Origin of the sequence: Campylobacter sp. FU_497 (assembly GCF_025772425.1) — a bacterium.
Classification (GTDB): domain Bacteria; phylum Campylobacterota; class Campylobacteria; order Campylobacterales; family Campylobacteraceae; genus Campylobacter_D; species Campylobacter_D lari_C.
Window position 1 is genome coordinate 80,250 of sequence record NZ_JAKMSC010000001.1, and the last position, 17,723, is coordinate 97,972.

The following is a 17,723-nucleotide window of genomic DNA, read 5'->3' on the forward strand; positions in this document are numbered from 1 at the left end:
TTCCAACTTTTTAAATTGCGCTAATTAAAACTTTTTAATTATAATTTTAATTTAAAAATTAACATTTTCATAAACATAAAAACACTATAATTGCAAATTATTAAATTTATAAGGTAACACCATGAAAAAACTTTTTATTTTTTCGCTTATTATCGCAGGTTTATTTTTAGGAGCATGTAGCTCAAAAAAAGCTGAAGATTTATATAATCTAAGTTCTATGGAATGGTATCAACAAATTATAAAAGATTTACAAGAAAAAAATCTCGAAGCAGCTGATAAACATTATACTTCAATGGCAGCTGAGCATATTGCTGATCCATTATTAGAACAAACTTTGCTTATATTAGCTCAAGCTCACATTAGTGAAGAAGAATACGAAATGGCAAATTTTTATCTTGATGAATACTTAAATAAATTTGGTGATTCAAAAAATGTAGCTTATATAAGATATTTAAAAATCAAAGCCAAATTTGACTCTTTTGCTGTACCAAATCGCAACCAAGCACTAATGTTAAAAACAATAGAAGAAATCAATGAATATAATCAAAACTACCCTAATGTGCAATATAATGATTTAATTGACACCATGCTTACTAAATTTAATCTTGCAGTTTTTTACCTTGATACTAGCATAGCAGAGTTATATCAGAAAAAAAACAGAGAGCAAAGCTATGAAATTTATAAGCAAAAAATAGAAAATTCCGATTTTAATAAAATCGATATGATTAAACCAGAACTTCCATGGTATAGAAAAATATTTGAAGAAGGTATAATGTAATGAAATTAGAAAATACTCAAAACTATCCGACAAAACTTCCTGTTCTTGTGGAAGATGAGCTTTTTTTATACCCTTTTATGATAACACCAATTTTTTTAAATGATATGCAAAATATCAAAGCCTTAGATACTGCTTTACAAAATGAAAGTATGATTTTTGTGGCACCATCAAAAATTGAAGGTGGACGTGGTTTTGATGATATTTATGATTGTGGTGTTATTGGAACTATTATGAGAAAAGTTCCACTACCTGATGGTAGGATTAAAATTTTATTTCAAGGTTATGCTAAAGCTAAGATTGTTGAAAAAATTTCAGATGATCCCTTGCTTGCTCTAGTTGATTTAATCCACCAAGAACCATTATGCAACACAAAAAAAGAAGCAATTATCGAAGTGGTAAGAGAAAAGGCTAAAGCTTTATCGACTGTAAGTCATTATTTTCCACCTGATCTTTTAAGAACCATAGAAGAAGATGTTGAGCCTAGTAGAATTTGTGATTTAATACTAAATTCTATCAAAATAAAAAAACAACAAGCATATGAATTTTTTATCGAAACTAATTTAGAAACCAAGCTTTTAAATTTAATTGATTATTTAGCTAAAGAAATCGAAGCAAACAAAATCCAAAAAGAGATCAAAAACAAAGTTCATTCTAAAATAGATAAAGTCAATAAAGAATATTTCCTAAAAGAGCAACTCAAGCAAATTCAAAGAGAGCTTGGAAGTGACATACAAAAAGAAAGCGAAGTAGAAGAATATAATAAAAAATTAGAAAAGAAAAAAGCTTTTATGTATGAAGAAGCTTATAAAGAAATCAAAAAACAAATTCAAAAATATGAAAGAATTCATCAAGATAACTCAGAAGCCTCTATGGTACAAACTTACATAGAAACGGTTTTAGACATACCTTTTGAACACTCTTCAAAGAAAAAGCTTAATCTAAAAGATGTGTCTTTACAGCTTAATAGCGATCATTATGCATTAGAAAAACCAAAAGAACGTATTGAAGAATACTTTGCAGTTAAAGAACTTTTAGAAAAACGCAAAATTAAAGATAGAGACGGTGCTAAAGTTATCTTGTGTTTAGTTGGGCCTCCAGGTGTTGGTAAGACTTCTTTAGCAAATTCAGTTGCAAAAGCATTAAAAAGAGAATTAGTGCGCATAGCTTTAGGTGGTTTAGAAGATGTAAATGAATTAAGAGGACATAGAAGAACCTATATAGGAGCTATGCCAGGACGCATTATACAAGGACTTATAGAAGCAAAACAAAGTAATCCTGTGGTTGTACTTGATGAGATTGACAAACTAAGTCGTAATCATAGAGGAGATCCAAGTGCAGTTTTACTTGAAATCTTAGATCCTGAGCAAAATACTAAATTTAGAGATTATTATCTAAATTTCAACATTGATTTGAGTAAAATCATTTTCATAGCCACCGCAAATGATGCTAGTTTAATCCCACCTGCTTTAAAAGATAGAATGGAATTTATAGAACTTAGCTCTTACACTCCTCAAGAAAAATTCCAAATAGCCAAAAATTATCTCATACCTGATGAAATAAAAAAACATGGATTAAAAAAAGAAGAAATTAGCTTTGATGATGAAGCTATAGAATTGATAGTCAATGAATATACCAGAGAATCAGGTGTAAGAAATTTAAGAAGAAAGATTGCGGAAGTTTGCAGAAAATGTGTTAAAAAACTTCTTTTAGAAGAAAATACTAAACACATTCAAATCAATACTGAAAATTTAAAAGATTTTTTAAGTAAGAAAGTTTTTGAGATAGAAAAACATGAAAAAGAAAATAAAATCGGTCAAGTAAATGGACTTGCATGGACTGCAGTGGGTGGAGATGTTTTAAAAATAGAAGCCATTAAGATCAAAGGTAAAGGCGAGTTGACTCTTACAGGAAGTTTGGGTGATGTGATGAAAGAATCAGCAAAAATTGCTCAAAGTCTTATTAAAAATTTAATTGATGAAAAGCAAATCAAAACGCCAAAAAATCTTTCTTATAAAGAAGATGAAAGCATTTATAATCAATACAATCTTCATATTCATGTTCCAGATGGTGCAACACCAAAAGATGGACCAAGCGCAGGTATAACAATTACCACAGCCATTGCCTCTATTTTTAGTGACAAAAAAGTAAGATCTGATGTTGCAATGACAGGAGAGATTGACTTGATGGGTAATGTTTTACCAATAGGTGGCTTAAAAGAAAAATTAATTGCTGCTTATAAAGCTGATATTAAAACGGCTATTATTCCACACAAAAACTACGAAAGAGATTTAAAAGATATCCCAGAAGAAGTAATAAAAAACATGAAAATAATTGGGGTAAAAACTTTAAATGAAGTATTAAAAATAGCTCTTGTTTAAAAAAACTAGAAGCTCATTAAGCTTCTAGTTTATCCATAATAGCTTTACTTTCTTTTTCTAACTCTTGTATATCATAAACTATTGCATCATATGTATCTTTATCAATATTTTCATTTTTAGAAAGTTCAACCGCGGTATTAGCTTTATTTTGTATCAACTCACGTTTAATATCTAATTCCTTAGGCGAAACAAGCGAGCAAAATACACTTTGAGCATCTTCATCTTTACATAAAGTAGAAATAGGATCTAAGTTTTGAAGTTTTTCTTGTGATCCATTAAGTGTTAAATACACATCAGATTTATATAAAATATGATCTATCTTCATAGCAGAAAGAGTTAAATTAGAAGCAAAACCCACAAATTCTCTTCCTAAATGCAAGCTTTTATCTTCAAGCTCTTTAAATGCTTTGCTAAAATCTAAAATTTTAGTATCCGAAGAATTAGCAATATCATAAACTTTTTCACTATTTTCTTGTATAGAGCCAATCTCTTGATTCATTACTTGAATTGCCAAGGTAATCTCGCCAGTTGCTTTTTGTGTTTTTTCAGCAAGTTGTCTTACCTCATCTGCAACTACCGCAAAACCTCTTCCATGCTCTCCTGCACGTGCAGCTTCAATAGCTGCATTTAAGGCAAGCAAATTTGTTTGATCTGCTATATCTCTAATTACACCTACAATAGAATTAATATTTTGAGAATTTGAAACAAAAGTATTAATCACGCCTTTACTTTCTTCGGCAACCTCCATCATCATATCCACTGAAGATTTAAGCTCATCGACTTCTTTTCCATTTTTTTGCGCAGTATCTGAGATAACCTTAATATCTCCAAAAACTTCCCTCATTAGTTTTATATTATTATTTAAAGCATTAGAAACATTAATCAAATTTTGATTTTGATTATTTAAACTTAAATCCATTAATTTTCTTGATAAAGCATTTTTAAAAACAGACTTTCCTGTTTTTTCTATATCATCTAATGCTTTATTGATGAATTTAATATTATGAACAAAAATCCCTTTCAATCCCTCAGGAATAGCTCTTCTAAAATACTCCCCTTTTTGTGAGCAAGCAATAGAAGTATTAATTTCTCTCAAATAAGCCTCTAAGCCATCTATGGTATTGTTAAGATTATCAGCAATTTGTTTAAGTTTTTTGTCGCTACACTTAATATAAACTACACGTCCATCAAAGTTTCCATTTTTTAATTCTTTACTTAAATTTAAAATTTTATCCACAAATTGTTCATTGGAATTTTCTAAATAAGCACCAAAAACAAATACTAACAACAAAAGCGCGAAAAATCCTACTGAAAAATATTCTTTAAAATATAAAGCACAAAGTATTGCCAAAACATTTAAAATAACTCCACTATATATTATTTTTTTCATCATCCACCTCACTATTTTTGAAGCTCTAAGATTAGTTGATTATAACTCATACCATAAGAATTAACTATTTTGACAAGTTCTTCTACACCAGCTTTTATTCCACCGCTTTTTTCTGCTTCTAAAAGAATTTTATAAACTTGCTCTATGGTCGGTATAGCTTCTCTTTTAGGTTTTCTTCTTACTGAATAATAATTTATAATATTTCCTTGATCATCAAATGAGGCTGTAACATTAGTAAAAACCCAATAATAATCATTTTGTTTGGTTTTATTTTTCACAAAGGCAAAAATTTCTTTTCCATCTTGTATATAATCCCACAAACACTTAAAAACCGTTCTTGGCATATCAGGATGACGCACTATATTATGAGGTTTATATAGAATTTCCTCCATTTTATAACCTGCGTATTTTAAAAAGTCATCATTAGCATAAATAATATCCCCTTTTAAATCTGTTTTAGAGGTTATTAGTGTATCTGGCTCTAAAATTTTTTCTTGCGACATTTTTTTCCTTATTATTTATTTACAAAATATTATATTTCATTTATCATAAAATTTCATTAAAATTAAAACCTTTATCATAAAGTATCTTTCTAACTAATTCTTGATGCTCCTTTCCTTTAGTTTCTAAAGTAATTGAAATCATCGCATCGCCATACTCAAGCTTAGTTGAAAATCTATCATAATCAATTTTAACTATATTAGCTTGTGCTTCTTTAATAGCATCACTTAAAGCACTCAAAGCACCCGGCTTATCAATCAAAGTAACATTAATAAGCATTTTTCTAAAAGCTTTAAATAAACCTTTTTCTATAATGATATTTAGCATTTGCACATCGATATTTCCACCACTTAAAATCACTCCGATTTTTTTATGGTTTTTCAAATCTATTTTTTTATGCAAAAGTGCGGCAACTGCTGATGCTCCTGCTCCTTCGACTGTAATTTTATGCTTTTCAAGTAAATACAATACTGCATTAGCTATTTCTTCATCATCAACTTGAATAAAATCATCAACACATTCAAGAATAATATCAAAATTAATTTTATTCACATCACGCACTGCTATGCCATCAGCTATAGTTCTAACAGCTTTTGAATTAATCATTTTTTTGCTTTTAAAACTCTCATACATCGCAGGAGCTCCCTTAGCACTCACTCCGATGACTTTTATAGCAGGATTAATTTGCTTAGCAGCACTTGCCACTCCACTAATCAAACCTCCTCCACCAACTGGAGCTAAAATCATATCCAAATCACTTATTTCATCAAGCATTTCAAGCATTAAAGTGCCCTGTCCTGCTATAATACTTTCATTTTCAAAAGGATGAATAAAATTTAAATGATGTTCTTTAGCATAATTTAGTGCATAAGCATAAGCCTCGTCAAAATTATCCCCTTTTAAAATCACTTTTGCACCTAAATTTTTAGTCGCACTTACTTTTAATAAAGGCGTAGCTTCAGGCATAACAATCACAGCTTCTATGCCAAATTTTTTAGCACTAATTGCTACTCCTTGTGCGTGATTTCCTGCACTTGCAGCTATTACACCTGCTTGTTTTTGTTCTTTAGTTAAATTAGCTATTGTATTATAAGCTCCTCTGATTTTATAAGCACCTGTTTTTTGCAAATTTTCACATTTTAAAAAAACATCAGTTTCTAAAAACTCACTCAAAAAAGAAGAATGCACAAAAGGGGTTTTTAATACAAAATCTGCAATTTTTTGTTTCGCTTGATAAATTTTATTTAATTCAACCATGATTATCCTTTTTGTAGTTCTATTTTAATACAACGATCTTGAACGCAATTTATACCATATTTTTTACATTTTTGCATTATTTCTTCATTGATAATGCCAAGTTGCATCCAAAAATTTTTAATCTTTTTACTTAAAAGGTCTTCAAAAATTTCATTTGCAAAACTTGCTTTTCTAAACATTACAACCGTATCAACCTCAAAAGGGATTTCTTTTAAGTTTCTATAAACTCTTTCATTTAAAATAAAATCTTCTTTAGGATAGATGGGATAAATTTTATAACCTAAATCTTGTAAATATTTACTTACAAAATGAGAAGGTTTATCTTGATTAGGGCTAAGTCCTATGATGGCTATATTTTTCATAGTACTTAGTATTTTATAACTATCGCACAATGCTTTTTCCTTTTTAAAGCATTGTATCTAAAATCAAATTAATAAGAAGCTTTTTTTACAACCAATAAACAATACAAAATCAAAGCCATTGTAACTAATAAAGCACAAAAAGCGTAAACATTAGCAAAACCTATACTTGGCTCTATAATGCCTAGCAAATAAGGACTTACTCCTATACCAAAATCTAAGGCTATAAAAAATGTAGAATTAGCCAAGCCCATTTTTTCTTTAGGTGCAAGTTTTATAGCTAAAGCTTGAGCGCTTGAAGTAGCATTAGCATAACCTAACGCACAAAAAACTCCAGCTAAAATAATCATATAAAAATTTAATGCAAAAGCAAGTAAAAGCAAACACACTATAAAACTCAAAAAGGAAAAAATCATCACAATGTTAGCACCATATTTATCAAACACTTTACCAGCAAGTGGTCTAAAAACCATAGAAAACCCAGCATATATTACAAAAAACATAGATCCAGCAAAAGCTAAATTTAAACTTTGGGTATAAGCACTCATATAAGCTATAATAGCACCAAAAGGACATGCGAGTAAAAAAGTCACTAAGGCTAAATTTAAAACTGATTTTTCAAAATAATTATAAATACTAAATTTTCTTTTTGTATGATGATGTTTTTTAAATCTTCTTACTTTTAAAAAAATAGATAAAACTAATGCAAAGACAATACTCAAACAAGCTATTAAAAAACTAAGCCAAAATTGATTGATAGAGTCAAGTTTTATAGCCAAAAAAGGCCCTAAGGCTGAAGTTAAAACAACGCTTGTAGCATAATATCCTATTCCAACTCCTCTTTTATTGCTAGGTATTATCCTAGCAATAGCTACCCCACAAGCACAAGAGCAAATTCCATAACAAACCCCTGCTAAAAAGCGTATTAAAATTAAAAAATATACATTATAAAATTTCAAATACAGTAAATTAATAAAAAGATAAAACAAAAGTGAAAATACTATAACCTTTTTTATATTAACATCATCGATTATAGAACCAAAATAAAGTCTAGAAAGCAAAGCACCTATAACAAAAGCTCCCATGATAAGACCTGCGGTGCTAGTTTGAAGGTTTAAAACACCTAAAACATAATCTGTACTAGAAATAGTACTCATATAAAAAACAAGACAAATAGCAAAATTTATCCCAAAAATACAGAAAAAATTTACATTAAATAAATTATATTTTTTACTTAATCCCATGAAAAAACCTTTTAAATTTTCTCATTGATATAATCAAGTAATTTTAAAAGTCTTTCTTGATCTTTTACATCTAAGATATCTAAAATATTTCTTTCGTATTTTCTTATATAAGCATTTGCATCTAAAAAAATTTCTTTACCTTTAACGCTTAAAGTAATGATTTTTTCTCTTTTATCATCTGCTTTTAAAAACTCTATATATTCAAGTTTTGCTAATTTAGAAACAACTCTAGAAAGTATAGCTTTATCCATCTGATAAAACTCACATATTGGAGCTAAAGTGCTATAACCATGCTGATTTAAATATACAAAAACCCTCCAATCACTTGATTTTAGTCCAAAGGGTTTTAAAATTTCATTGACTTTATAGAGTATTTTTCTATTTGTATAAGTAATTTTTTGAAATAAAATAAGAAATCCTTTATAAAAATTAATTGATTAAATCAACTATTTTTATAATAACAAAGCTTGTATAAATTCTAACTTATACTAAGCTTTTATTCTTAAATGTACCCCACATTCAAGATGAGGAGTATTAGCAAATTGATCAAAAAAAGCTAAATTTAAAATTTCATGACTTTGACATAAGATTTCAAGATTTTCTTTTAAAGTGATAGGATTACACGAAATATAAATGATATTTTCATAATTTTTAATAAGTTCAATCACGCTTAGATCAAGCCCTGCTCTTGGAGGATCAACCAAAACATGAGATATTTTAAAGCTATCTAAATCTATACCTTTTAAGCGGTTAAATTCTCTTTCTTTTTTCAAAGCTTGACTTAACTCTTCACTAGAAAGCCTTGTAAAAGTTATATTTTCAATAGAATTTAAAACGCAATTTTTTAAAGCAAATTCGATATTTTTTTTAGAAATTTCAGTTGCTAAAACTTTGTTAAAATTTCTTGCTAAAGCTATAGTAAAATTTCCATAACCACAGTAAAGCTCTAATAAATCTTGTTTAAAATCACTTCCAATACAAGATATAACCCATTCAATCATCTTTTCATTGATAAAAGTATTAGGCTGGATAAAACAATCATTATTAAACTCATATAAAAATTCATTTGTATTGATTTTTAAAGCTTGTCTTAAATTTTCCCCATTAAATATAAGTTTTTTACCCCTGCTTCTTGCTATGAGTTTGAGATTTAATTTTTCTGCTAATTCTTGTAAATCTTGTGCAATTAACTCTATATTTTTATGGAAAAGTAAAGTTATACTTAAATCTAATTTTGTAGCTAAAAACTCTACTCCAAAAAGCTTTTGTTTTAAATTTTCATTTAGATTATTTAATAAAATAGGCATATGTTTTTGAATTTTTTCATCTGCTATATCAAATTTTTCAATAGGAATTTTTTTCTTATTTTCAAACATTGCATAAGAAATTTCCCCATTTTCATGATGATATATAGAAAATTCTGCCCTAGTTCTATAAGCTTTTAAAGGTGATTCAAAGCACTGAATTTCTCCATCATATAAAGAAGAAAACAATGCTTTATTTAAAGCAATTTTTTCTTCAAAATGCATCTATGCATCTACCTTTTTGCCAACTACAAAAAGTAAAGCTATCATAGCTAAGATTCCAAAAACAAGCCCTAGCCATACATTAAGTCCTAGTGCTACTGGTAAATAACCACAAAGAATACTAATAGTACAAACACTCAAAGCATAAGGCATTTGCGTGCTAACATGAGCTAAAAGATCGCACTTACTTCCCATAGATGAAAGTATCGTGGTATCAGAAATTGGCGAGCAATGATCTCCAAAAATAGCTCCTGTTAAAACCCCTGAAATATTAATAATCATATATTGGTGCAACTCTGCTCCACTTAATTCATTATGAACCCCAACAGCCATAGCTAAAGGAATAGCTAAAGGCATTAAAATACCCATAGTCCCATAACTAGTTCCTGTTGAAAAAGAAATAATAGAAGCAAAAATAAAAATTGCTGTAGGAAGCAAGTAAATAGGTGTTTTATCTGAAAATAAATCAATTAAATATTTAGAAGTTCCTAAATCCTTAATCACAGAAGCTAACGACCACGCACAAAGTAAAATAATCACAGTCATAATCATAGTTCTCCAACCATGAGTCCAAACCGCAATAGCCTCTTTTAAAGTAAATATTTTTCTATACATTCCTAAAATAATAGCTACTATGGTAGCTAAAAGTGCTGCTTGAAACAATACTACAGAAGCATCAGCTGCACCAAAAGTTTCTCTAAAGGCAAATAAACTAAGCGGTGCTGCATCAATTTGTGTTTTAATACTCGCATCATCTAGGGCATTATAACCACTAAAATAAAAACCTATAAATGAAAATACAATCAAAACAGCTAAAGGTATAATAGCATTAGAAGCTTGTAATTTTACATGCTCTTTTGGCTCTAAAACCTTATCTTCTATATTATCAATTTGCTCATGACCATGAGAAAATTTACCCGCTCTAGCTCTAAGCTCAGCTTTTAACATAGGTCCAAATTCTCTACCTGTATAAATAGTCAAAACAACAAAAATCAACATAAAAAGATTATAAAATCTATAAGGTAAGGTTTGTACAAAGATTTCAAAAGCATTGATTTCTTCTTTTACTATACCTAAATGCGCAAAAGTTGCATTATCGATTAGATCATATCCGCTACGAATCAAAGAAATTTCAAGTCCTATCCAAGTAGAAATGATAGCAAGACCGGTAATTGGCGCTGCAGTTGCATCCATAATAAAAGCAAGTTTTTCACGGCTTACTCTAAATTTATCTGTCACTGGACGCATGATAGGACCTACGATTAATGAATTAGCATAATCATCAAAGAAAATAAAAATCCCCATACACCAAGTAGCAAATTGTGAGCTTTTTGCCTGCTTAGCTTTAGTAGAAAGCCAAACCGCAACTGCTTTTGTACCACCTGTTTTAGTAATAAGAGCTACAACCCCGCCTATAGTTAAAACTTGTAATAAAATTCCTGCATTACCCGGACTTGCCATAGCATTTACCACTTTAGAAATAAAGCCTGTAAAAGAAGCAATAATAGCATGATAAATGCTATTTTCAATAAGTCCTAGCATAAAAGTACCACTTAATGCACCAATAAACAACGAAAGCACTACATCTTTGGTAATAAAAGCTAAAATAATAGCTATCACCGGTGGTAAAAGCGTCCAAACTCCAAAAAGCTCTGCATTTGCTTGTGCATCAGCAAATAACAATAAAGGAGCTAATAATAAATAAAAAATTTTCATATTTTTCCTTAAGTTTTTATATTTTCTCGCTAAAAGTTCCTGCCCATGTTTGAGTCACAGGCATAAGTTCAATTTCGTTAATATTAATATGCTCAGGCAAGCTAATAATAAAAGTAATAATTTTTGCTATATCTTCAGCTTTAATATATTTAGTATTTTCATAAACCTCATCAGCCTTTTTAATATCACCTTTAAATCTCACTTCACTAAATTCGGTTTTACAAAGCCCTGGTGCTATATTAGTTACTTTTATATTGCTTCCGCGCAAATCCGTTCTTAAAGCTTTAGAAAATTGCGCTACAAAAGCTTTTGTACCACAATAAACATTACCTCCATAATAAGGCACATTTGCCGCAATTGAACCAAGATTAATCACATGAGCATTTTTTGCCTTTCTAAGTAAAGGTAAAGTAGCTCTTGCTATGTATAAAAAGCCTTTGATATTAGTATCTACCATGGCTTCAATATCTTCAATGTCCAAAGAATCAAACTCATTTAAACCCAAAGCAAGACCTGCATTATTAACAAGCAAAGAAATATTTTGCAAATCTTGAGGTAAATTTTCAATTGCTGTAAAAACTGCTTGTTTATCCCTAACATCAAGCACGATAGGATAAATTTTATCCCCATAAAGCTCTTGTAGTTTTTCTAATCTTTCTTTGCGTCTTGCTATGGCTATAACCTTATAATCAAGCTCTATCAAAGCTTTTAAACTTTCTAATCCAAAGCCTGAGCTTACCCCTGTTATTAAAGCAATTTTCATGGTTGCGCCTCTTCATATAACATCAAATTTTCATTTTCTTTTAAACCAAGTTTTTTTAAAAATTTAATATTTTCTTCTTTTTTTGCAATGATGGCAAAATCAAGAGCATTAAATCCTAAATCATCTATTTCTTTATAATTAGCTTTATAATCTATAAGTAGTTTAAGCATTTTTACATCAGCATAATTTGCCCCATGCATAAAGATATTTTTAGAAGTATGCTCAAGCGCGCATAAGGTGATAAAATATGGCGTATTACTTCCCATACTGGCAATAGAAAGTTTTTCATTATCATTAATGTATTTTTGATTTACATTTGCACCATTTTCAAGCAAAAGCTTGGCAACTTTATAGTTGTTATATTCAACAGCATAAAACAAAGGTGTTTTTCCAAAAGAATTTTTATAATCAACCACCGCTTCATTTTCAAGCAAAAGCTTAACATTTTCTGCATTATCTAGTGCAAAAAATAAAGCAGACTCATAACCTTCATTTATTTTTACACCCAATTTGATAAATTCTCTTATAATCTCACTTTCTCTAATATTTAACAAGGCTGATTTAAAACCATTGTTTAATTCTAAATTACTAATTTTTTTAGTATAAATATACTCTTTAATCTGCTCTAAAGAGTTATTTTTATTAGCTACAAATTTTTCAAAATCTGAAATATCTTTAAAGATTTTAGTCTCGCCAACCGCCCAGTTTAAAAATTCATTCAAAGCATTACTAGCAAAATAAATCGCACTTGCTTTATCTAAATTAAATTCCTTTTGAAAATATCTTGTTAAAGGATTAATCGCATTATTATATTCTTTCCAAAATTCCTTAAAAAGTTTAAAATTTCCAATGCTTTGATAAGCCCAAAATCTAAAATACGCTTTTAATTTTGCAAATTTTTCTTCAAGTATTATAGGATCTTGCAAAGTCTTTTGATAGCCTTGTGGATCAAGTGCAATTTCTAATAATTTAAAATCAAATTTTCTCAAATCACTAAAATATTCTCCACCCATGCAAGCACTATTGCTTCCTCTAATTTCATTAGCAAGCTCATATAATCTTTTTGTGATTTGATGGTTTTTTAAAGAAAAAGCACAATTTAAATCCACTTGAGCAAAATCTTGTGTATTTTTTGGCTCAAATTCTTTAAAAAAATCAGCTTTATTTTCCTTAACATACTCACAACTATAATCCAAAGCTAAAGCATTTAAACTTATAATCAAACTAAATAATAAAATCTTCAAATATTTTCCTTGAATATAAATTAAATCACTATTTTAACTAAATTTTTGCTTTAATAACAATTAATTAATTTAAAATTCATACAATGCTTGCTTTTAAATAAGGAAAAATATGTATCAAAGTTTTTACAAGGCTAATTTTGCTTATATTCTTTTACAAAGTGATAAAGATAAGCTTATTAATGTTGATTTTACTATATATAAGCCTGATTTTACTAAAGATAAACCCCCTGTTTTAGAACAAGCCTTAGAAGAACTAGACCTTTATTTTAACAAAAAGCTTTTTGCTTTTAACACTCCCCTAGTTCTTCAGGGAAGCGAATTTGAACAAAAGGTATATAAAGCTTTGATAAAAATTCCTTATGGGCAAACTAAAACTTATCAAGAAATTGCTTCTTTTATCAATCATCCAAAAGCTTTTAGAGCAGTAGGTAATGCAAATTCTAAAAATAAACTTGCAATTTTTATACCTTGCCATAGAGTAGTAGCTAAAAATCACTTAGGTGGATACAATGGTGGTTTATTTATCAAAGAGGCTTTACTTAAATTAGAAGGCGCACTTTAAAATGCCAAGCTTATTGCTAGCAAGTTTTATTTGGGCTTTTTCTTTTCCATTAATTGGGCATTTTATTACCTTAGAAATGGATAGTTTTTTTGCAGCATTTGCAAAAGTTTTTTTGTCTTTATTGGTATTTTTACCTTTTTTAAATTTTAAGATAAATTTGCATTTAAAATTAAAACTCATAAGCATTGGGGCTTTGCAACTTGGCGTGATGAATTTATTTTATTATCATTCTTTTTTATATTTAAGTGTAAGCGAAGTAGCGCTTTTTACGATTTTTACACCTTTTTATGTTGTACTTTTTTATGGGCTTTTTTCAAAAAATCTTAGATATTTATATTTTATAAGTATTTTTATATGCATTATGGGTGCTTTTGTAGTTAAATTTGATAATATTAACTCTAATTTTTTATATGGATTTTTACTTATTCAAGGGGCTAATTTAGTATTTGGAGCTGGACAAAGTTTTTATAAAATTTTATTAGAAAAAAATACAAATTTAAGCCAAAAAGAAGCTTTTGCTTATTTTTATCTAGGCGCAACCAGTATAACCTTACCTGCATTTTTATTTTTTGGAGATTATAATAATTTGCCATCCAATTTAAGTTCTTGGATAGCCTTGATTTATCTTGGGACTATTGCTTCAGGACTTGGATATTTTTTATGGAATAAAGGCTCTACTGAAGTAGATAGTGGAGTTTTAGCCTTGATGAATAATGCCATTATACCTATAAGTATTTTTATCAACATGAGTATTTTTGGAGTAGATGTAGAGCTGCTACCTTTTTGTATGGGGACTTTAATCATTCTTTTTTCATTTTTTATACATAAAAAAATCATGCATTATTATAATAAGAAATCTTACTCAAATACAAACCACTAGCAGGAGCTAAAAATCTACAATGAGCTTTTTTAGCATTAATTTGCTCCAAAAGCTCATTTTGGCTCATTTTTCCTTCTAATACTTTTAAAATACTTGCCATCATCATTCTAATTTGTGATCTTAAAAAACCATTTGCTTCAAAATAAAACACAGTGTAATTTTTATAAGCATAAACTCTAGTTTTATACATTTTTCTTATGCTTGTTTTATTATCAGAGCCTTCTTTTTGAAAAAGTTTAAAATCATGCTCTCCTTCAAATAAAAATGCAATTTCCTTGGCTAATTTAATATTTATTTTTGGATAAAAATACACATATGAGGCTAAAAAAGGATTATATTTTTCATGACTTATAATATAGCGATATGCTCTTTTTTGCACATCAAAACGCACTTGAAAATTTTCTTGCATTCTTTGAATATGCTTTATATGTATAAATGGGTGCGCAAAATGATTGATTTTATTTTTTAAATATACAAAATCTTTAAAATGTTCTCCCGCTTTTACACAAGCGACTGCATTAAATGCATGCACACCTTTATCAGTTCTTGAAGCAAATAAAGGCTTTTCATAAATACCCAAATGCGACAAGGCCTGCGCTAAAGCATCTTGGACACTAAGCTTATGTGGCTGAGTGGCTGAACCTTGAAATTTAGAACCATCATAAGAAAAAGTTAATTTTAAAAGCATTAATACTTACTTGCAATTTTTGCTTTAAAATAAAACAAAGAAGTAATTAAAAAGCTTGAAAAAATCACAGCAATAGCTACAAAAGGAGGATTATAAAAACTAATCAAAAGCGTAAAATAAGCAAAAATAATCACAAAAATTCCAAAATAAGCAAAACCTTTTTCATAACGATAAGTTACTATACCAAAAGAGAGTGCAAAAAGCACGCTAGCTAAAGGGAATAAAGCTATAAGAATATAAATAACAAATTCTTTTGCTTTTTCTTTATTGCTTGTTACATCAGACCAATACCCATAAAAACTTTGAGTATTTAATTCTTTAGAAGAAAGCTTGCTTTTAATTAATAAATTTTTAAAACTAGAAATATGCCAATCTTCTTCTTTAATCTCATAAGCTTTTCCCTCATCTAGCTTAAAAGTAATAACCCCATCATTGGTTTCTAACTTTCCTTCTTTGGCTAAAATCACTTGTTCTTTATCTTGTGGGTTTTTCTTTGGATGATACATTATGATGTTTTTATAAGTTTCATCAGAATTTTTAGCATCGATAAAAACAAGCCATTCCCCATATCTTTGTCCAAATTCTCCTGTTTTTATGCTTACTTTAGCGCTAATTTTTTTATAATCTACAAAATTATCAAAAAGTTCAAAAGATATAGGTATAAAAACCAAAACCACCACAAGCATAAAAGCACTTACTAAAGCTGCAATTTTTGCAAAAAAACTTGCTATCATACTTGGAGCTATACTCAAAGCAAACAACACTGTGCTTTCATTTTCCCTAGAAAGTCTATAAAAGGCCAAAGTTAAAGCAATGAAAAAAGATATGGGTAAAGTAAAAATCAATATCTTTGGTAAAAGAAAAATATATAATTTGATTAATTCAAAAAAAGTAATTTCAATATAAGCAGTAATTTTAGCAAGTTGTATAAAAAATATAATCGAAACAATAATAAATAAAGTAAAAAATAAAGACAACATTGTGCTTAAAAACTGATTAAGCAAATACTTATAAACTAGTTTCATAATATACTTTCTACACTTAGATTAATCAAAATTCCGCAAAATAAAAAAGGAATCATAGGCATTTGATAATCTTTCTTGGCTATTTTTATAAACATCAAAAGACTTAAAAAACTTGCAATAAATAAAATTAAAAAGCCTTTTTCATAGCCAAAAATTCCAAAAATCAAAGCTATTATTATAACATCACCTTCCCCTAAACTTTCTAAAATTTCATCTCTTTTTTTAAAATTTTTAATAAAATTAATCACACTTTTTAGTATGAAAATTAACCCCGCTCCAAAACACACTCGAAACAAAAAGCTATCTTGAAAATCCTCTAAATTTAAACCATTTTGTAAAAAATCAAAACAAAAAGCTAAAATAAATAAAATCCAAAGCCAAAGCTCACTCACTGCTTTTAAATAATAATCCATCCAAGAAAGTGCTAAAAATATAGCTAGCATACAAGCAAAAATTAAAATTTGAAAAACATCTTCGATTAAATAAAAAGCAAAGACAAACAAACACGCGCAAAGAAATTCATTAAAAGGATAAATCAAAGAAATTCTTTCCTTACAAAAAGCACATTTGCCTTTTAGAAATACAAAAGATAACAAAGGAAAAAGATGATAAAATTTCAAAGTTTTAAGACACTTAGGACATTTTGATCTTGGACTTATTATGCTTTCTTTATTAATCGTTCTTAAAATCAAAACATTAACAAAAGAACCAACACAAAGTCCTAGTAATAAAAAGAAAAATATCATTTACCAAAGGTTCTTTTGCGTTTTTTAAACTCAGTAATAATATTTGCGATTTCTTTTTTAGTAAGTGCAGGAAATAAGGTTTGACTAAAATAAATTTCTGCATAACTTGATTGCCATAATAAAAAATTTGAAATTCTTTTAGCACTCCCTACTCTTAAAAACAAATCCACATCCTCGCTTAAGTCAAGATTTGCTTGTATATTTGCTTCGTTAATTTCAAGATTTTTTTCAATCACCTTTTTAACCGCTCTAACTATTTCATCCTTACCTCCGTAAGAAATAGCTAAATTAACGCATAATTTTGTGTAATTTTTAGTTTGTTCTTGAAAATTTTGTATTTTTTTTAAGGTTAATTCATCTAAAAGACTTAAATTTCCTATAGCTTTAAAACGCACTTCATTGGCTACAAATTTATTTAAAGACTCATCAAGATATTTATTTAATAGTTTAAAAAGAAACTCCACTTCTTCTTTTGGTCTTTGCCAATTTTCTGTACTAAAAGCATAAAGGGTTAAATTTTGAATTTTTTCATCTATACATACTTCTATGATTTTTTCAACAACTTTAGCACCTTGACTATAGCCAATTTTTTCTAAAAGTCCATTTTTTCTAGCCCATCTTCTATTGCCATCCATTACCACAGCAAGATGTTTTAATTCATTCATT

The 17,723-nt window shown here is 28.5% G+C and carries 18 protein-coding genes; 4 read left to right on the top strand and 14 right to left on the bottom strand.

The window, feature by feature from the left end; translation table 11 throughout:
- Positions 1-121 precede the first annotated feature (121 nt).
- Both L8W68_RS00420 and lon read left to right on the top strand, forming a co-directional pair.
- A complete protein-coding gene (locus tag L8W68_RS00420; protein ID WP_258108478.1) occupies positions 122-778 on the top strand; it encodes an outer membrane protein assembly factor BamD in 657 nt (218 codons plus the stop codon).
- Positions 778-3,156 carry an endopeptidase La gene (gene lon, locus L8W68_RS00425; RefSeq protein ID WP_263674574.1) on the top strand — a complete coding sequence of 793 codons (2,379 nt, stop codon included), beginning with the start codon at positions 778-780 and terminating at the stop codon, positions 3,154-3,156. Before L8W68_RS00420 ends, lon begins: the two co-directional genes overlap by 1 nt.
- A 16-nt stretch (positions 3,157-3,172) precedes the next feature.
- On the opposite strand, the gene L8W68_RS08200 is transcribed toward lon, so the two are convergent.
- From L8W68_RS08200 to L8W68_RS00475, 10 genes are all read right to left on the bottom strand, one after another.
- Entirely contained in the window at positions 3,173-4,549 is a 1,377-nt protein-coding gene (locus L8W68_RS08200) for a methyl-accepting chemotaxis protein (protein WP_318529695.1), read from the bottom strand.
- Between the two features lie 8 nt (positions 4,550-4,557).
- Positions 4,558-5,049 (bottom strand): PAS domain-containing protein, encoded by a 492-nt coding sequence (locus L8W68_RS00435; RefSeq protein ID WP_263674575.1) that lies wholly within the window; start codon positions 5,047-5,049, stop codon positions 4,558-4,560.
- Positions 5,050-5,092: 43 nt separating this feature from the next.
- A complete protein-coding gene (gene ilvA / locus L8W68_RS00440) occupies positions 5,093-6,304 on the bottom strand; it encodes a threonine ammonia-lyase (protein WP_012661672.1) in 1,212 nt (403 codons plus the stop codon).
- A gap of 2 nt (positions 6,305-6,306) precedes the next feature.
- Entirely contained in the window at positions 6,307-6,666 is a 360-nt protein-coding gene (locus L8W68_RS00445; protein WP_052243414.1) for a CoA-binding protein, read from the bottom strand.
- Positions 6,667-6,734: 68 nt separating this feature from the next.
- On the bottom strand, positions 6,735-7,907 hold the full coding sequence (locus L8W68_RS00450) for an MFS transporter (RefSeq protein ID WP_263674576.1): 1,173 nt from the start codon (positions 7,905-7,907) through the stop codon (positions 6,735-6,737).
- Positions 7,908-7,918: 11 nt separating this feature from the next.
- Positions 7,919-8,341, bottom strand: a complete 423-nt coding sequence (locus L8W68_RS00455; protein ID WP_318529678.1) for a MarR family winged helix-turn-helix transcriptional regulator — start codon at positions 8,339-8,341, stop codon at positions 7,919-7,921.
- Between the two features lie 54 nt (positions 8,342-8,395).
- On the bottom strand, positions 8,396-9,436 hold the full coding sequence (gene trmA / locus L8W68_RS00460) for a tRNA (uridine(54)-C5)-methyltransferase TrmA (RefSeq protein WP_263674577.1): 1,041 nt from the start codon (positions 9,434-9,436) through the stop codon (positions 8,396-8,398).
- Entirely contained in the window at positions 9,437-11,149 is a 1,713-nt protein-coding gene (locus L8W68_RS00465; protein WP_263674578.1) for a Na+/H+ antiporter NhaC family protein, read from the bottom strand.
- A 16-nt stretch (positions 11,150-11,165) separates the two neighbouring features.
- Positions 11,166-11,912 (bottom strand): short-chain dehydrogenase/reductase, subgroup 5, encoded by a 747-nt coding sequence (locus L8W68_RS00470; RefSeq protein ID WP_039618550.1) that lies wholly within the window; start codon positions 11,910-11,912, stop codon positions 11,166-11,168.
- Positions 11,909-13,156: an ankyrin repeat domain-containing protein gene (locus tag L8W68_RS00475; protein ID WP_263674579.1), complete on the bottom strand. Its 1,248-nt coding sequence runs from the start codon at positions 13,154-13,156 to the stop codon at positions 11,909-11,911. The genes L8W68_RS00470 and L8W68_RS00475 overlap by 4 nt, the downstream gene beginning before the upstream one ends.
- 109 nt (positions 13,157-13,265) lie before the next feature.
- Here L8W68_RS00475 and L8W68_RS00480 point away from each other — a divergent pair, with 109 nt between their 5' ends.
- Positions 13,266-13,718, top strand: a complete 453-nt coding sequence (locus tag L8W68_RS00480; protein ID WP_263674580.1) for a methylated-DNA--[protein]-cysteine S-methyltransferase — start codon at positions 13,266-13,268, stop codon at positions 13,716-13,718.
- A 1-nt stretch (position 13,719) separates the two neighbouring features.
- Entirely contained in the window at positions 13,720-14,598 is an 879-nt protein-coding gene (locus L8W68_RS00485) for an EamA family transporter (protein ID WP_263674581.1), read from the top strand.
- On the opposite strand, the gene truA is transcribed toward L8W68_RS00485, so the two are convergent.
- From truA to uppS, 4 genes are read right to left on the bottom strand one after another with little or no spacing between them, the layout of a single operon-like run.
- Positions 14,552-15,286 (bottom strand): tRNA pseudouridine(38-40) synthase TruA, encoded by a 735-nt coding sequence (gene truA / locus L8W68_RS00490; protein WP_263674582.1) that lies wholly within the window; start codon positions 15,284-15,286, stop codon positions 14,552-14,554. The genes L8W68_RS00485 and truA overlap by 47 nt on opposite strands.
- Positions 15,286-16,311: an LptF/LptG family permease gene (locus L8W68_RS00495; RefSeq protein WP_214100351.1), complete on the bottom strand. Its 1,026-nt coding sequence runs from the start codon at positions 16,309-16,311 to the stop codon at positions 15,286-15,288. Before L8W68_RS00495 ends, truA begins: the two co-directional genes overlap by 1 nt.
- On the bottom strand, positions 16,308-17,057 hold the full coding sequence (locus L8W68_RS00500; RefSeq protein WP_263674583.1) for a prepilin peptidase: 750 nt from the start codon (positions 17,055-17,057) through the stop codon (positions 16,308-16,310). Before L8W68_RS00500 ends, L8W68_RS00495 begins: the two co-directional genes overlap by 4 nt.
- Complete coding sequence (gene uppS / locus L8W68_RS00505; protein ID WP_263674584.1) at positions 17,054-17,722, bottom strand: polyprenyl diphosphate synthase; 669 nt, start codon at positions 17,720-17,722, stop codon at positions 17,054-17,056. Before uppS ends, L8W68_RS00500 begins: the two co-directional genes overlap by 4 nt.
- Position 17,723 lies beyond the last annotated feature (1 nt).

Coding starts and splice junctions, on each gene's coding strand:
- L8W68_RS00470 (WP_039618550.1), bottom strand. CDS start 11,912: ATGAAAATTGCTTTAATAACAGGGGTAAGCTCAGGCTTTGGATTAGAA.
- L8W68_RS00420 (WP_258108478.1), top strand. CDS start 122: ATGAAAAAACTTTTTATTTTTTCGCTTATTATCGCAGGTTTATTTTTA.
- L8W68_RS08200 (WP_318529695.1), bottom strand. CDS start 4,549: ATGATGAAAAAAATAATATATAGTGGAGTTATTTTAAATGTTTTGGCA.
- lon (WP_263674574.1), top strand. CDS start 778: ATGAAATTAGAAAATACTCAAAACTATCCGACAAAACTTCCTGTTCTT.
- L8W68_RS00485 (WP_263674581.1), top strand. CDS start 13,720: ATGCCAAGCTTATTGCTAGCAAGTTTTATTTGGGCTTTTTCTTTTCCA.
- L8W68_RS00465 (WP_263674578.1), bottom strand. CDS start 11,149: ATGAAAATTTTTTATTTATTATTAGCTCCTTTATTGTTATTTGCTGAT.
- L8W68_RS00495 (WP_214100351.1), bottom strand. CDS start 16,311: ATGAAACTAGTTTATAAGTATTTGCTTAATCAGTTTTTAAGCACAATG.
- L8W68_RS00480 (WP_263674580.1), top strand. CDS start 13,266: ATGTATCAAAGTTTTTACAAGGCTAATTTTGCTTATATTCTTTTACAA.
- L8W68_RS00445 (WP_052243414.1), bottom strand. CDS start 6,666: ATGAAAAATATAGCCATCATAGGACTTAGCCCTAATCAAGATAAACCT.
- uppS (WP_263674584.1), bottom strand. CDS start 17,722: ATGAATGAATTAAAACATCTTGCTGTGGTAATGGATGGCAATAGAAGA.
- L8W68_RS00435 (WP_263674575.1), bottom strand. CDS start 5,049: ATGTCGCAAGAAAAAATTTTAGAGCCAGATACACTAATAACCTCTAAA.
- truA (WP_263674582.1), bottom strand. CDS start 15,286: ATGCTTTTAAAATTAACTTTTTCTTATGATGGTTCTAAATTTCAAGGT.
- trmA (WP_263674577.1), bottom strand. CDS start 9,436: ATGCATTTTGAAGAAAAAATTGCTTTAAATAAAGCATTGTTTTCTTCT.
- L8W68_RS00500 (WP_263674583.1), bottom strand. CDS start 17,057: ATGATATTTTTCTTTTTATTACTAGGACTTTGTGTTGGTTCTTTTGTT.
- L8W68_RS00450 (WP_263674576.1), bottom strand. CDS start 7,907: ATGGGATTAAGTAAAAAATATAATTTATTTAATGTAAATTTTTTCTGT.
- ilvA (WP_012661672.1), bottom strand. CDS start 6,304: ATGGTTGAATTAAATAAAATTTATCAAGCGAAACAAAAAATTGCAGAT.